The following is a 14,745-nucleotide window of genomic DNA, read 5'->3' on the forward strand; positions in this document are numbered from 1 at the left end:
CGCCTCTTCCCGTTCCGGTTTATCCTATCCATTGCAGCCATCATGATATCGGCCAATTGAACAGGTGAGGCTCGCAGCGCGGGCCAAGGCAATGGGAGGCGTCGACACAACGAACTCCCCCTCACCAACAAAATCTAAGACTTAGCCTTCGGCTAAGATCTTGATTTTGTATCCTCTCCCACAGGGGGAGAGGTATTTCCAGGCGAGCGCCGCGTTTCCCCCTCTCCCCGTTGTGGGAGAGGAAGCAATTTCAACAACTTAGCTTCAGCTAAGTGTTAGAAATTGCAGGTGAGGGGATCATACCCTATCGTCGAGCGCGATGCAGGGAGGGACGTGATGCGCCACATACCGCCGCCGATCAATCGAAGCCGTGCCAAGGCGATGCGGAAGGATTCGACTCGCGCGGAAAATATGTTGTGGCAGGTCATTCGAGATCGGAAACTCGAAGGTTTCAAGTTCAGACGACAGGTGCCTCTGGGGCGCTACATTCTCGACTTTGTTTGCTTCGAAGCTAAGATCATTATCGAAGTCGACGGCTCGCAGCATGCGGAGAGCGCAGCCGACACAGTTCGCGACGATCATTTCAAGGCCGAAGGCTTCCGTATCCTTCGCTTTTGGAACGATGAAGTCGAAAACAGCCTCGATTTCGTCTGCGCTTCCATCCTGCCGCAACTACGAAATCGAGGCGAATAAGCTCACCCTTCGGTCTTCGCCGGCTTGCGGTTGAGATTGCGTCGGATCATGCCGAGATTTGCCCCGCCGACCAGGAAGGCGGCGGCGAAATAGATCAGCATGGCGATCGCAATCAGCAGCCCGAGGGTGCCGATCTTGGTGATAAGCGGCGCGCCGGAAGCAAGCCACGGCGCCCAGTGCTGCTTGAGGAAGACGATGGCAGCACCCATCACGGCCGCAGCGACGATCAGCAGAGCTGTGCGCTTTGCCAGCGCCCATTCCCATGTCAGATGGCCGCGGCGCAAAAGCGTAGTGAACAGCAGCACGGTGCTGATCCAGCCGGCGGTGGCCTCGGCAACCGCGATGCCGGGAGCGCCCATGTAAGGAAAGAGGGTCAGCGCCGTGGCGCAGTTGGTCGCAACCGCGATGGCCGAAAAGCGCATTGGCGTCTTGGTGTCCTCGCGGGCGTAGAAGCCTGGCTGCAACGCCTTGATCAGCACGAAGGCCGGCAAGCCGATGCCGTAAATCGCCAGGATCGAGCCGACGACGGCGGTATTTTCCTGATGGAAGGCGCCGCGCTCGTAGAGCACGCGGATGATCTCGTCGGACAGGATCCAGAGCGCGAAGGCGGCAGGGATCGTCAGGAACAGCACGAATTCGAACGAGCGGTTCTGCAGGTTTCCGGCCTCGCGCAGGTTGCCGCCCTTCAGCGCCCGGGCCAGTTCCGGCAGAAGCACCACGCCGACGGCGACACCGACGACGCCGAGCGGCAGCTGATAGATGCGGTCGGCATATTGCAGCGCTGCGATCGCGCCGTCGCGGGACGACGCAATCGCCTGGCCGATCAGCTGGTTGATCTGGGTGATGCCGCCCGTCACCGCAGCCGGCACCGCCAGGATCAGCAGCCGCTTGACATTCGGCGTCATCTTCGGGAAACGGAGGCCGATGCTCATGCCGGCCGCAAGCACGCCGACATAGACGACGATGAGCTGCAGGACGCCGGCGGCAAGAACGCCCCAGGAGAGATACCAGGCCGTCGCCAGCGGATCGGCGCCGGTATAAAGCGCATAAAACAGCGCCCCGATCATCACCACATTGAGGAAGACCGGCGCGATGGCGGCGGCAAAGAAATGATGCAGCGAATTCAGCATGCCGCTCATCATTGCCGTCAGCGACATGCACATCAGATAGGGAAACATCACCGCCGCCATGCGGATGGTGATCGAGAACTTCTCGGGATCATCGGCAAAACCCGGCGCGATGACGAAGCGCACCAAGAGCGGCATGGCAAGCTCCATCACGATGGTGATGAGGAGCAGCACCGAAAACAGCACGCCGAAGACTTCTTCCGAAAAGCGCTTGGCGCCGTCCGTACCGTTCGCCTCGATCTCCTTGGCAAAGAGCGGCACGAAGGCGGCATTGAAGGCACCCTCGGCAAACAGCCGGCGGAACAGGTTCGGAAAGCGGAAGGCGGCGTAGAAGACGTCGGCCATCGGCCCGGTGCCGAGGGCGGCGGCCATCAGCGTTTCGCGGGCGAAGCCGAAGATGCGGCTCCCGAGGGTGGCGCCGCCGACGGTCGCGAATTTCTTGACGAGGCTCATGCGTTTGGGCTCATACGGGGGAACCGGCTTTCTTGTCGGTGGAGGGCGATGTCCGGGCGGTGGCGACCGGCGCGATGATGCCGGAGGGCATGCGCTCGCGCAGTTCGTCCTCCTCCTCGGCCATGACGGCCTTCATCCGGGCGGTGATGTTGGCGCGCTTGCTGTCGCCGGAGATTTTCTGGCCGACCAGATCGGTGACGTAGAAGGTGTCGATCACCTTCTCGCCGAAGGTGGTGATGCGGGCTGACTGGATGTCGAGCGACAGATCGGACAACACGGCGGTGATTTCGGACAGCAGTCCCGGCCGGTCGAGGCATTCGACTTCGATGACGGTGAACTTGTTCGACAGGCTGTTGGTGATGTTGACCGACGGCGGAATGACGAAAGCCTTGCTTTTCTTGCGGTTGCGCGCGCGCGTGGCGATGACCTCGGGCAGCCGCTTGCGGCCGGACAGCACGTCCTCGATCATCCGTCCGATCGTCGCCGCCCGCCGCAGCTCGTCGGCATCGTCGGTAAATTCGCGGCTGACATGGATGGTATCGAGCGCCCGCCCGTCCGATGTGGTGAAGATCTGGGCGTCGACGATGTTGGCGCCGGCCGCGGCACAAGCGCCGGCAATGACGGCGAGCAGCCGCGGATGGTCGGGCGACAGCACGGTGATCTCGGTGATCGCGTGGAAACTGTCGGTGCGCACCGTGGTCGCGAGCGCCTGGCCCGCCTTATCGGCCTGACGGATGAAATGGGCGTGACGAATCTGGTCTTCCAGCGGCACCGAGAGCAGATAGGGCTGGTAGTGCAGCTTGGTATAGGTATTGCGGTCCTTCTGGCTCCAGTCGGCCAGCGCTGAATGCAGCGCCTCGGCGGCGGCATTGGCCCGCTCCTTGCGGGAGACCTCTGAAAAGCCGCCGGCGAGCAGCAGCTCGGTTTCATAATAGAGCGTGCGCAGCAGCTGGCCCTTCCAGCCGTTCCACACACCCGGACCGACGGCGCGGATATCGCAGATCGTCAGGATCAGGAGCATCTTCAGCCGGTCGAGCGACTGCACGCGGTCGGCGAAATCGGTGATCGTCTTGCGGTCGGTGAGGTCGCGGGTCTGTGCCACCATCGACATGGTCAGATGTTCCTCGATCAGCCAGACGACGATCTCGGTCTGCTTCTGCGACAGGCCGAAGCGGGCGCAGAGCTTGCGGGCGACGCGGGCGCCGGCGATCGAATGATCCTCCTGCCGGCCCTTGGCGATGTCGTGGAGGAGAACGGCGACATACAACGCCTCGCGATCCTCGATGCCGGGCATCAGCTTGTTGGCGAGCGGATGCAGATCCTCGGCGCGTCCCTTGTCGATCTCGGAGAGAATGTCGACGGTGCGGATCAGATGTTCGTCGACCGTATAGTGATGATACATGTTGAACTGCATCATCGCGACGATCTTGCCGAATTCCGGGATGAAACGGCCGAGCACGCCGGCCTCGTTCATCCGTCGCAGGATGAGCGCCGGATCACGCTTCGACGTCAGGATCGACATGAACAGGCGGTTCGCCTCATCATTTTCCCGCAGGCTGGTGTCGATCAAGGCGAGTGAACGGGTGACGCCTTTCAGCGCGTCCGGATGGAATTCCAGCCCGTTGATGTCGGCGACATGGAAGAGCCGGATGATGTTGACCGGATCGCGCTTGAAGACCTCGGGGTCGGCGAGCGCGATACGGCCGCGGTCTTCGACGAATTCGACGCTGCCGGCGATCTTGCGATTGCGATGGGTGAAGCGGCTGATGACGCCGGTGAGGCCCGGGATCGACTTCGCCTGCTGGTCTTCAAGCGCAGCGCAGAGGATGCGCGTGAGATCGCCGACATCCTTGGCGACAAGGAAATAGTGCTTCATGAAGCGCTCGACGGCCGAAAGGCCCGGGCGCGTGTGATAGCCGAAGGCTTCGGCGATCTCGCGCTGGATGTCGAAGGACAGGCGCTCCTCGGCCTTGCCGGTCAGAAAGTGCATATGGCAGCGCACCGCCCAGAGAAAATCGTCGGCTTTCTCAAGCAGACGGTATTCGTGTTTGGACAGCACGCCGAGTTTGACCAGCTCCGCCTGGTCGCGCACGTGATAATAATACTTCGAGATCCAGAACAGCGTGTGCAGGTCGCGAAGCCCGCCCTTGCCTTCCTTGACGTTCGGTTCGACGAGATAACGCGTGTCGCCCGCCTTGCGGTGGCGTTCGTCGCGCTCGGCAAGCTTGGCTGCGATGAATTCGGGACCGGTGCCGGTGACGATTTCCTTGTCGAAGCGGGTCTCGAGCTCGGTTCCCAGCCGCTGCAAGCCGCAGATGTAGCGCATCTCCAGGATAGCCGTGCGGATCGTCATGTCGGACTTGGAAAGCGCGATGCATTCCTCCACCGTGCGGGTGGCATGGCCGACCTTGAAGCCCATGTCCCAGAGCACGTAGAGCATGAATTCGACCGCCTTGTGCGTCTCCTCCGCCGGCCGCGGCAGGAAGAGGAACAGCAGGTCGATATCCGAGCCTGGCGCCAGGGTGTCGCGGCCATAGCCACCGACGGCGGTCACTGCGAACTTGTTTTTCTGATGCGGAAAGATATGGGCGGTGGCGAAATTGTAGAGGACGGTGGTGATCTGGTCCTGCAGCCAGGAAATCCGGTAGGCGCAATTCAGCCCGCCGCCGTCGGCCATCAGTGCCTCGCGCGCCTTCTGCCGGCCCTCCGTGCTCGCCTTCTTCAGCACGGCCAGAAGATCGGCGCGCAGGATGTCGGGCCGGTTGCGGTTGGCCTCGGCAACGGCGTCACACTGCTTCTGCAAGAGCTCGATGTCGAGGATGTTGGAGAAATCGAGGTCGCGCATCGCTGTCGCCGGGGCGGTTTCCTGTTCATGCCGGACTGCCGGTTCACGGCCTGCCGCTTGTTTCGTCTGCATGCGCTATAGCCCCTTTGCCCGGCGATTGACACGGGCTTTGATAGTGCAAGAACCTTTAAATTTGGCGAAATGGTGTTGGTTCGCTGCAACAGGCGAGGGCGCTTTGACGCAAGGCGCCGGTTTTCCTCAGCCGGCGGCCCGCGCATTCAGCAAATGCAGCACCTGCCGTGTCTCGCGCATGATCTCCTCAAGCGCCTGCCTGTCGCATTCGCGATAGCCGGCCTTGGCGATCGACGTTCCGAGCTCTGAGATCACAGCGCAGCAGCGGGTGATTTTCAGCATGCCGATCGGCGACGTCCAGCCGCGCGCGTTGCGGTCCTTATCGGCGCGCCGCATCGTGTCGAGCATGGAGCAGATGAGCGAGAGGCGCTCGGTTTCGCGAACCAGTTTTTCCATGAACATGGCGCGCTCCTATTTCAGCTTCTTCTTGAGATCGTAAAGCGCATCCATTGCCTCGCGCGGCGTCATGTCGTCAAGGCTCATCGCCTTCAGCGCCTCCTCGACCTTGGAGGCCCCGCGGGCCGTTTCCTCGCGGCGCACCGCCACTTGGAAAAGCGGCAGGTCGTCGATCAGCTGGCTCGCCGGGTTCTTGCGGTCGGCATCTTCCAGACGGGTCAGCACGTCGCGGGCCCGCGCCACCACCGAGGCCGGAAGCCCGGCAAGGCGCGCGACCTGGATGCCGTAGGAGCGGTCCGCCGCACCCGGCCCGACCTCGTGCAGGAAGATGACGTCGCCGTCCCATTCCTTGACGCGCATCGTCGCGTTCGATAGCCGGCCAAGCTTTTCCGAAAGCACGGTCAGCTCATGGAAATGCGTGGCGAACAGGCCGCGGCAGCGGTTGGCCTCATGCAGGTGCTCAACGGCGGCCCAGGCGATCGACAGACCGTCGAACGTGGCGGTGCCGCGGCCGATCTCGTCGAGGATGACGAGGGAACGGTCGCTCGCCTGGTTGAGGATCGCCGCCGTTTCCACCATCTCGACCATGAAGGTCGAGCGCCCGCGCGCCAGATCGTCGGAGGCGCCGACGCGCGAGAAAAGCCGGTCGACGATGCCGATATGGGCCGATGTCGCCGGCACGAAGGAGCCCATCTGCGCCAGGATTGATATCAGCGCGTTCTGGCGCAGGAAGGTCGACTTGCCGCCCATATTAGGGCCGGTCAGCAGCCAGATCGCCCCGTCGCGGTCGCCGGTCTTGGGCGAGAGATCGCAATGATTGGCGACGAAGGGGCCGCCCGCCTGCCGCCGTAGCGCCTGCTCGACGACCGGATGGCGCCCGCCCTCGATGGCAAACATCTTCGAGCCGTCGACCTGCGGGCGGCAATAGGCCTGCTCCTCGGCGAGAAGCGCCAAGCCTGCGGCGACGTCGATGACGGCAAGCGCCCGGGCGCCCGATTTGATCGCCTCGGCTTCCGCAACGACGGCCGCCGTCATCCTGTCGAAGGCTTCGAGCTCGATCGTCAGCGCCCGGTCGGCGGCATTGGCGATGCGGCTTTCGAGATCGGCAAGTTCGGTTGTTGTGAAGCGCATCGCGTTCGCCATCGTCTGGCGGTGGATGAAGCGGGCCTTCGCCTCCGCCGTCTCCGTCATCGGCGAGGCATTGCCGGCGGTGACTTCGATGAAATAACCGAGGACGTTGTTGTGCTTGATCTTCAGCGACCGGATGCCGGTCTCCTCGGCATATTGCAATTGCAGGCCGGCAATGACGCGACGCGACTGGTCGCGCAGTGCCCGGACCTCGTCGAGCTCGGCACTGGCGCCGTCGCGAAGAAAACCGCCATCGCGTTTCAACAGCGGCAATTCGTCGGCCAGGGTCTCGGCAAGCAGCTTTTCCAGGGCCGCGGGAAGGGCCTGCAGCCCCGACAGCGCCTGGCCGAGCTCTTCGGGCAGCATCGCCTTGCCGAGCATCGCCGCAATTCCGCCCGCCGCGTCGAGCCCCTGGCGGATCGCCCAGAGATCGCGCGGGCCGCCGCGGTCGAGCGCCAGGCGAGACAGCGCACGCGGCATGTCGGAAACATGTTTCAGCGTGTCGCGCAGATTGCCGCAGAGCAAGGGTTCGTCGATCAGGAAGCCGATCGAATCGAGCCGCGCATTGATGCGGGCGGGGTCGGTCAGCGGCGACATCAGCCGCTCGGCGAGAAGCCTGGCGCCGCCGCCGGTGACGGTGCGATCGATCGCCTTCAAGAGCGAACCGTTCCGATCGCCGGACAGCGTGCGGGCAAGCTCGAGATTGGCGCGGGTGGCGGGATCGATGAACAGCGTCGAAGCCGCACTTTCCCGTTCGGGCTTTCCAAGCGGCGGCCGCTCGGCGATCTGCGTCTTCTCGACATAGGCGATTGCGGCAGCGGCGGCCGCCAGCTCGGCACGCGAAAAGGTGCCGAAGCCGTCGAGCGTCGCGACGCCGAAATCCCGCGATCCGGCCTTCGGCGCTGGCGCTGTCGAAGAGCACGGAAGGTTGCGGCACGGCTGTGCGGCCGAGCACGTCGAAGACTGGCTTGAGTTCGGGATCGTGGAAGATGGTGTCGGGCAGGATAAGTTCGCGCGGATCGATGCGCAGGATATCGGCAAGCAGCCGCGAGGCTTCGGTCTCGGCAAGCCGGAAGACGCCGGTGGAAATATCGATCCAGGCAAGCGCCAGCAAGGCCTCGCCGCTGGCGCGAATGCGGGTCAGCGCCATCAGATAGTTGGATTCCGAGGGCGAAAGCAGCTTTTCCTCGGTGATCGTGCCGGGAGTGACGAGGCGGACGACGTCGCGCCTGACGACGGATTTCGCGCCGCGTTTCTTCGCTTCCGCGGGATCCTCGATCTGCTCGCAGACGGCGACGCGGAAACCGAGCGAAATCAGCTTCTGCAGATAATCGTCGGCCGCATGCACCGGAACGCCGCACATCGGGATATCCTGGCCCATATGCTGGCCGCGCTTGGTCAGCGTGATACCGAGCGCGCGTGAGGCTTCCAGCGCATCCTCGAAGAACAGTTCGTAGAAGTCGCCCATCCGATAAAACAGCAGGGAACCGGGATTGTTCGCCTTGATCTCGATAAATTGCTCCATCATCGGCGTCGCCGAGGCACGGCTTTCCGCCGTGGCGAGCTCGGCAGCCGAAAAGGCTTCATTCCCTGTGTCTATTCGTGCGTTCACGGAGGTGGAGTTTTTCCCAAAAAAACAGGTGCCAACCCTATCCGCGCGCCGCTATAGATGACAACAGCATTTGAGGAAGAGCAAAGCGTCGCCCACAGGACGTTGGAGGATTTATGCCCGATATCGATAAGAAGGACCGGCTGGTAACGTCTGTTACCGACCAGGAGGCGCTCGATTTTCACGCAATGGGCCGCCCCGGCAAGCTGGAGATCAACGCGACCAAGCCGATGGCGACGCAGCGCGACCTTTCGCTTGCCTATTCGCCGGGTGTTGCCGTGCCCGTGAAGGCAATCGCCGCCGATCCGCAGACGGCTTACGATTACACGGCGCGCGGAAACATGGTTGCCGTCATTTCCAACGGCACGGCAATCCTCGGTCTTGGCAATCTCGGCGCGCTGGCTTCGAAGCCCGTCATGGAAGGCAAGGCGGTGCTCTTCAAGCGCTTCGCCGACGTCGATTCCATCGACCTCGAGATCGATACGGAAAACGTCGACGAGTTCATCAACTGCGTGCGCTTCCTCGGTCCTTCCTTCGGCGGCATCAACCTCGAGGATATCAAGGCGCCGGATTGTTTCGTCATCGAAAGCCGGCTGCGCGAGCTGATGGACATTCCCGTCTTCCATGACGACCAGCATGGAACGGCGATCATTGCCGCTGCCGGCCTGATCAACGCGCTGGAGCTGACCGGCCGCGACCTGAAGACGACGAAGCTCGTCTGCAACGGTGCCGGTGCTGCGGCGATCGCCTGCGTCGAACTCATCAAGGCAATGGGTTTTGCGCCGGAGAACGTCATCCTCTGCGATACCAAGGGCGTCATCTACCAGGGCCGCACCGAGGGCATGAACCAGTGGAAATCGGCGCATGCGGCAAAGACTGACGCGCGCACGCTGGAAGAGGCGATGAAAGGCGCGGATGTCATTCTCGGCCTGTCGCAGAAAGGTGCATTTTCGGCCAAGATGATCCGCTCGATGGCGGAGCGGCCGATCATCTTCGCCATGGCCAATCCCGATCCCGAGATCACGCCGGAAGAGGTGGCTCGCATCCGCGACGACGCCATCATGGCGACCGGCCGTTCGGACTATCCGAACCAGGTCAACAACGTCCTCGGCTTTCCCTATATCTTCCGCGGTGCTCTCGATGTCCGCGCCTCGACAATCAACGATGCGATGAAGATCGCCGCCGTCAACGCGCTGGCAAACCTTGCCCGCGAGGATGTGCCCGATGACGTGGTTGCCGCCTATCAGGGCAACCGGCCGCGTTTCGGCTCGCAATACATCATCCCCGTTCCCTTCGATCCGCGCCTGATCTCGGCGATCCCGGTCGCGGTCGCGCAAGCCGCGATCGAAAGCGGCGTCGCCCGCAAGGTCATCACCGACATGGAGGGTTATGCCCGCGAGCTTTCGGCGCGTCGCGATCCGATCGCCTCGACACTTGCCAGCCTTTACGAGCGCGTCCGCCGCCGCCCGAAGCGGATCGTCTTTGCCGAGGCCGAGGAAGAACAGGTCCTGCGTGCGGCGATGTCCTACGCCAACCAGCAGCTCGGCACCGCCATCCTGCTCGGCCGCGAGGACTTGATTCGGGCGACGGCGGAACGCGCCGGCATCGATCTCAACCGGCCGGGCCTCGAAATCGTCAATGCCCGGCTTTCGACCCGGGTAGAGGCCTATATCGACTACCTCTATGCCCGGCTGCAGCGGCAGGGTTATCTCCACCGCGACGCCCAGCGCCTGATCCATAACGACCGCAACCACTTCGCCGCCACCATGGTGGCACTCGGCGATGCCGACGGCATGGTGACGGGCATTACCCGAAACTATTCGACGGCGCTCGAAGATGTGCGCCGCTGCATTGACGAGAAGCCAGGTCATCGCGTCATCGGCGTGTCGCTGGCGCTCTGCCGCGGCCGCACGGTCTTCGTTGCCGATACCGCGGTGCACGATATGCCGACCGCCGTAGAGCTTGCCGATATCGCCGAAGAGGCCGCAGGTCTGGCGCGGCGCATGGGCTATCCGCCGCGTGTCGCCATGCTGGCCTATTCCACCTTCGGCCATCCCTCAGGCGAACGCTCCGAGCGGGTGCGCGAGGCGGTGAAGATCCTCGACAAGCGCCGCGTCGATTTCGAATATGACGGCGAGATGGCGGCCGACGTCGCCCTGAACCGCAAGGTGATGGAGCAATATCCCTTCTGCCGCCTCTCCGGGCCGGCCAACGTCCTCGTCATGCCGGCTTTCCACTCGGCCTCGATCTCGACCAAGATGCTGCAGGAGCTCGGTGGCTCCACGGTCATCGGCCCGATCCTCGTCGGCCTCGACAAACCGGTGCAGATCACCTCGATGGGCGCCAAGGACAGCGACATCGTCAACATGGCGGCGATCGCCGCCTACGGGGGTTCGTAAACTCGCTTGCGCATGTGAGGCGCTTATTGGTGCCCGGCCGACAGCACATCGGCTGGGCGCTTATCCGGCTTAAAATGGCGCCGAAGGGTGAGGGCATCATGCTCTAGCCGTTGCCACCCGATCGTGCCCAGCCTCGAGCGCAGCTCCTGAAGATGAGATCATGTTGAGAAACAAGCTTGTCGTTTTAGCCATCGTGGTCGCCAGCTGTTTCGCTTATACGAAAATGATGGCCAGGGTCGGCTCAGGCTCGCCGCCTCCAGATGCGCCATTTGAACAACGGGCTGACCTCATTCGCGTTTATAAATCCGAACGTCGCATGGTCCTTCTCAGAGGCGATGCTCCCATCTCTACATACCGGATTTCTCTCGGCACGGCTGCCGATGCGGGGCCCAAGCAACGAGAAGGTGACGAGAAAACACCTGAAGGGCGTTATGAAATAGACTGGCGAAATCCAAAGTCGATGGACTATCTGAGCCTGCACATTTCCTATCCAAACACGGATGATCGGCGCAACGCTGAAGCCGGAGGCTTTCCAGCCGGGGGCGATATCATGATCCACGGGCTTCCCAATGGCTGGGGCCTGTTCGGAAACGTCCATCACCTTTGGGATTGGACGGATGGGTGTGTTGCCGTAACCAACGCGGAGATCCGCGATATCTGGGCCCGCGTCCCCGCTCATACCCCGATAGAGATCATGCCCTGAAGCATTGCCGGCGCCCGGAAAGGCTTTAGGAAAGGCTCTAGCTCGCGAAGCGGCCGGCGTCGGCGCCGTAATAATTCAGGTAACGGTCCGAAATGCTGGTAATCGGCAGCACGATCAGCACGTCCGTCGTGTTGAAGGCATGATCGACGACCGCGCTGGAGCCGACCATCGCACCGAGGCGTAGATAGCCCTTGATCAGCGGCGGCAGGGCCATCAGCGCCCGCTTCGGGTTGATGGCCTCGACCGGCATCAGGTCCATGTTGCGGGCCAGATGCGGCAGGGCGCCGACGGCCCATTCGTTCTTCGCCAGCACATTGTGATGGAGGAAGGACAGCGCCAGCGCGTGGCTTTCGAGATAGACGCCGGGGAAAGAGGCGCAGCCGAACATGGCGCTGACGCCATGCTTCAGCGCATAGGCCCAGTTCCCCTGCCACAGCAGCTCGACAGTGCGCTTGGTGCGGTATTCCGGCAGCACGCAGGAGCGGCCGAGCTCCATGAAGCGCTTGTCCGGATGTTTGGCGATGAGGCCGTCGATTTCGAATTCGGAAGCCGAGTAAAAACCGCCATTGGCGATGGCGACATCTTGACGCAACAGCCTGTAGGTGCCGACGATCTGGTCTTCCGGGTCGCCCTCGATCGAGCGGTCGAGAACGAGAAGATGATCGCAGACGGCGTCATAGGCATCGACGTCGCGCTGGCGGCGCATGGCATCCAGCGGCAGCTGCGCCTTCATTTCGTCAACGAAGACGCGGTAGCGCACGGCCTGGGCGGCATCGATCTCGCGTGCCGTGCGGGCAAGGCGGGTCTCCAGATTGCCGATGCGGCCGAGGATATCGCCGTCCTTCTGTACAGCCGTCGAGGGCCGTGCGGGCTCCGCGGTGGTGTCACGATTCAGGATGTCGATGGCGGACATGACGATTCTCCCGTTGCCGGCTTATCGACGCCATAAAACACTTCTCTGCGACAGGAAAGTGACATTTTGAATTTCCAGGCGCAAGAAGCGTGCCGGTTTTTGAGGCGCTCACCGCGCCTCTGCCCGGCGGGCGGAAAGGGCGGCAACCGCTTGAACTTCGGTCAGCAGCCGCACCGGATCGACCGGCTTTACCATGACGCGGTTGGCGCCGTTGAGCAAGACCTGGCGGCGCGATTCGTCGCTCTTGTCGGCGGTCAGCACGATCACCGGCACCGAGGCAAGATCGAGCCGCCGTTCATGGCCGCGCAGGCGTCCCAGCATTTCGATGCCGTTACCACCAGGCATCGAGAGGTCGCTGATGATGATATCGGGCCGGGCATTCGCCTCGCAGAGCGCGTAGTCGAGCAGCGCCTCGAAATCTTCGACATGGCGCACCTTATGCCCGCCCTTTTCCAGGACGACGCGCACCAGCATGGCATTAATCGGGTCGTCCTCGCCGAGCAGGATGCTGAGCCCGCTGGCGGCAACAAATGTCTCCGCCACCGAAAGGCCGAAGCCCGGCTGGTTGTCGTTCAGCGCGTCGCGTTTTTCCATGCCGCGCATGCGCCCGCGCAGCACGTCGATCAGCGACTGCTCGCGCAGGGGGCGGATGAGCCAGGCGTCGAAAAGGTCGAGCGGATGGGCGCTACGCTCTTCCGGATTGACGAGCAGCACCTTGCGCAGGCCAAGCGCGGCGATTTCGGTGCGATCGGCAAGATGGGCGGAAAATTCCGCCGACATCCGGTGGTCGATGATGATATCGGTCGGCCGCCGTCCGCCCTTTGCCAAGCCGAGCAGCGTTGCCCGCGCCGTCTCGCCGTCGCCGACGAGATGGCAGAGGCCGCCGAGCGTGGTGATCGTCTCGGCAATGGCTGTGCGCGCCGCACCGGCTGGGGCCAGCAGCACGACACTGTTGCCGGCAAGCAGCGTGTTTCGCCGGTCGGGGCGCTCACTGCCGATATCGACAGGGAAGCTGATGGTGAATTCGCTGCCTTTACCCTTTTCGCTGGCAACCGTCAGCGCGCCGTTAAATTCGCGCATGATGCGGGCGGAGATGGCAAGGCCGAGCCCGGTCCCGCTGCTCTTGTCGGCAACACTCCCACCTTGCTCGAACTCGCCGAAGACGCGCGCCTGCTCCTCCGTCGTCATGCCGGGACCGCTATCGGTGACGGTGATCAAAATATCGCCGGGGTCGAGCGATACGCGGATGAAGACGCCGCCGACTTGGGTGAATTTCACCGCATTGCCGATGACGTTGAAGAGGACCTGACGCAGCCGCGCCGGGTCGAAGTTCATATTTTCGGGCACGTCGGACGACACTGTGGCGCCGATCTCGATACCCTTTTCATGCGCCCGGTGGGCGAGCATCTCGACGACGCTTTCCAGAAGCTTGCGCAACGATTCCGAGCGCGGGTGCAGCGCGAAACGGCCGACCTCGATGGTGGAGAAGTCGAGCAGGTCCTCGACGAGTTGCGTCAGCGCATGGCCGGACTGGCGGATGTTCGCGAGATAGTTCTGCTGTTCCTGCGTCAGCCGCGTCTCGGCGATCAGATGCGTCATGCCGAGGATGCCGGAAAGCGGCGTGCGCACCTCGTGGCTGACAGTGGCAAGCAACCTCGATTTGGCGGCGCTGTTATATTCGGCTTTTTGCCGGGCCTCTTCGCGACCCTGCGCGATGAGCCGCTCGTCGGTCACGTCGCGGGCAACGCTCTGCAACAGCAGGCGGCCATTTGCCGGGTCGCGGGTGACGACGTCGCGCCAGAGGAAGATGCGCTGGCCCTCCGGTGTCGAGATCTCGACATCGTAGCAGTGCGGTATCGGGCCGGGGCGGAAGGCAAGCCCGATCTCCTCGCAGGTTTTTCCTTCCGGACGCAGCCGCCCGCTCAGGCGGCGAAAAGTATCGTTGGCGGAGATGATGCACCGATCCATGGTCCGGCTGACCGTGATGTCGCCGAGCACGTCGTGCACGTCGGCAAACAGCTTTGCGCCAGCGTTCCAATCCTGCAGGGATTTGCCGGGGCCCTGCCCGGCCTTGCGCGGCCGAACCATCAGCAGGGCATAACCGGCAATGACGGCAAGGCCAAGAACGACAAGGCCGCCCGAAAGAAGCAACGGATCGCCGGCATGGGCAAGCAGCATCAGGATCGTTGCGGCAAGAAGGCCGGCGCCGCCCAGCCAGTAGAACAGCAGCCGCCTTGTCGGTGCGGTTCCCCTCTGACGATCATCGGGTCCCTGAGGTGTCGATGCGCCGGGTCGTGAGGAAGGGGCCTCCATCCGCTTCTCATGCGGCTTGGCGGCGGGTCCACCGAAGGCGGCGGACAATCTTTCCTGCAACTGTCCCAGGTTCTGCATGCTATCTGGATAACAT

The 14,745-nt window shown here is 63.0% G+C and carries 8 protein-coding genes and 1 pseudogene; 3 read left to right on the forward strand and 6 right to left on the reverse strand.

Features of this window, described 5'->3' with window-relative positions:
• Window positions 1-336 precede the first annotated feature (336 nt).
• On the forward strand, window positions 337-693 hold the full coding sequence (locus N2600_RS00150) for an endonuclease domain-containing protein (RefSeq protein WP_260298859.1): 357 nt from the start codon (window positions 337-339) through the stop codon (window positions 691-693).
• A 2-nt stretch (window positions 694-695) separates the two neighbouring features.
• On the opposite strand, the gene murJ is transcribed toward N2600_RS00150, so the two are convergent.
• From murJ to mutS, 4 genes and pseudogenes are all read right to left on the reverse strand, one after another.
• Window positions 696-2,273 (reverse strand): murein biosynthesis integral membrane protein MurJ, encoded by a 1,578-nt coding sequence (gene murJ, locus N2600_RS00155; RefSeq protein ID WP_260297627.1) that lies wholly within the window; start codon window positions 2,271-2,273, stop codon window positions 696-698.
• A gap of 10 nt (window positions 2,274-2,283) precedes the next feature.
• Window positions 2,284-5,190, reverse strand: coding sequence for a [protein-PII] uridylyltransferase (locus N2600_RS00160; protein ID WP_260297628.1), 2,907 nt, complete (start codon window positions 5,188-5,190; stop codon window positions 2,284-2,286).
• A 126-nt stretch (window positions 5,191-5,316) separates the two neighbouring features.
• The gene (locus N2600_RS00165) at window positions 5,317-5,592 is read right to left on the reverse strand and encodes a hypothetical protein (protein ID WP_003544896.1); all 276 of its coding nucleotides are present in this window, start codon (window positions 5,590-5,592) and stop codon (window positions 5,317-5,319) included.
• Between the two features lie 9 nt (window positions 5,593-5,601).
• Window positions 5,602-8,326, reverse strand: a pseudogene (gene mutS / locus N2600_RS00170) (DNA mismatch repair protein MutS).
• 113 nt (window positions 8,327-8,439) lie between these two features.
• Between mutS and N2600_RS00175 the strand changes: the two are divergent.
• Both N2600_RS00175 and N2600_RS00180 read left to right on the forward strand, forming a co-directional pair.
• On the forward strand, window positions 8,440-10,722 hold the full coding sequence (locus N2600_RS00175) for an NADP-dependent malic enzyme (RefSeq protein WP_162115403.1): 2,283 nt from the start codon (window positions 8,440-8,442) through the stop codon (window positions 10,720-10,722).
• Between the two features lie 163 nt (window positions 10,723-10,885).
• Complete coding sequence (locus N2600_RS00180) at window positions 10,886-11,425, forward strand: L,D-transpeptidase family protein (RefSeq protein ID WP_222387263.1); 540 nt, start codon at window positions 10,886-10,888, stop codon at window positions 11,423-11,425.
• A gap of 37 nt (window positions 11,426-11,462) precedes the next feature.
• Here the strand turns inward: N2600_RS00180 and N2600_RS00185 are convergent, their stop codons facing one another.
• Both N2600_RS00185 and N2600_RS00190 read right to left on the reverse strand, forming a co-directional pair.
• The gene (locus N2600_RS00185) at window positions 11,463-12,338 is read right to left on the reverse strand and encodes a GNAT family N-acetyltransferase (RefSeq protein WP_222387259.1); all 876 of its coding nucleotides are present in this window, start codon (window positions 12,336-12,338) and stop codon (window positions 11,463-11,465) included.
• A gap of 108 nt (window positions 12,339-12,446) precedes the next feature.
• The gene (locus tag N2600_RS00190; protein WP_260297629.1) at window positions 12,447-14,729 is read right to left on the reverse strand and encodes a hybrid sensor histidine kinase/response regulator; all 2,283 of its coding nucleotides are present in this window, start codon (window positions 14,727-14,729) and stop codon (window positions 12,447-12,449) included.
• Window positions 14,730-14,745: the final 16 nt, after the last annotated feature.

Source organism: Rhizobium sp. WSM1274, from assembly GCF_025200775.1.
Taxonomy (GTDB): domain Bacteria; phylum Pseudomonadota; class Alphaproteobacteria; order Rhizobiales; family Rhizobiaceae; genus Rhizobium; species Rhizobium leguminosarum_I.

Excerpts from the sequence above, each read along its gene's own strand:
- N2600_RS00150 (WP_260298859.1), top strand. The coding sequence starts at position 337 with ATGCGCCACATACCGCCGCCGATCAATCGAAGCCGTGCCAAGGCGATG.
- murJ (WP_260297627.1), bottom strand. The coding sequence starts at position 2,273 with ATGAGCCTCGTCAAGAAATTCGCGACCGTCGGCGGCGCCACCCTCGGG.
- N2600_RS00160 (WP_260297628.1), bottom strand. The coding sequence starts at position 5,190 with ATGCAGACGAAACAAGCGGCAGGCCGTGAACCGGCAGTCCGGCATGAA.
- N2600_RS00165 (WP_003544896.1), bottom strand. The coding sequence starts at position 5,592 with ATGTTCATGGAAAAACTGGTTCGCGAAACCGAGCGCCTCTCGCTCATC.
- N2600_RS00175 (WP_162115403.1), top strand. The coding sequence starts at position 8,440 with ATGCCCGATATCGATAAGAAGGACCGGCTGGTAACGTCTGTTACCGAC.
- N2600_RS00185 (WP_222387259.1), bottom strand. The coding sequence starts at position 12,338 with ATGTCCGCCATCGACATCCTGAATCGTGACACCACCGCGGAGCCCGCA.
- N2600_RS00190 (WP_260297629.1), bottom strand. The coding sequence starts at position 14,729 with ATGCAGAACCTGGGACAGTTGCAGGAAAGATTGTCCGCCGCCTTCGGT.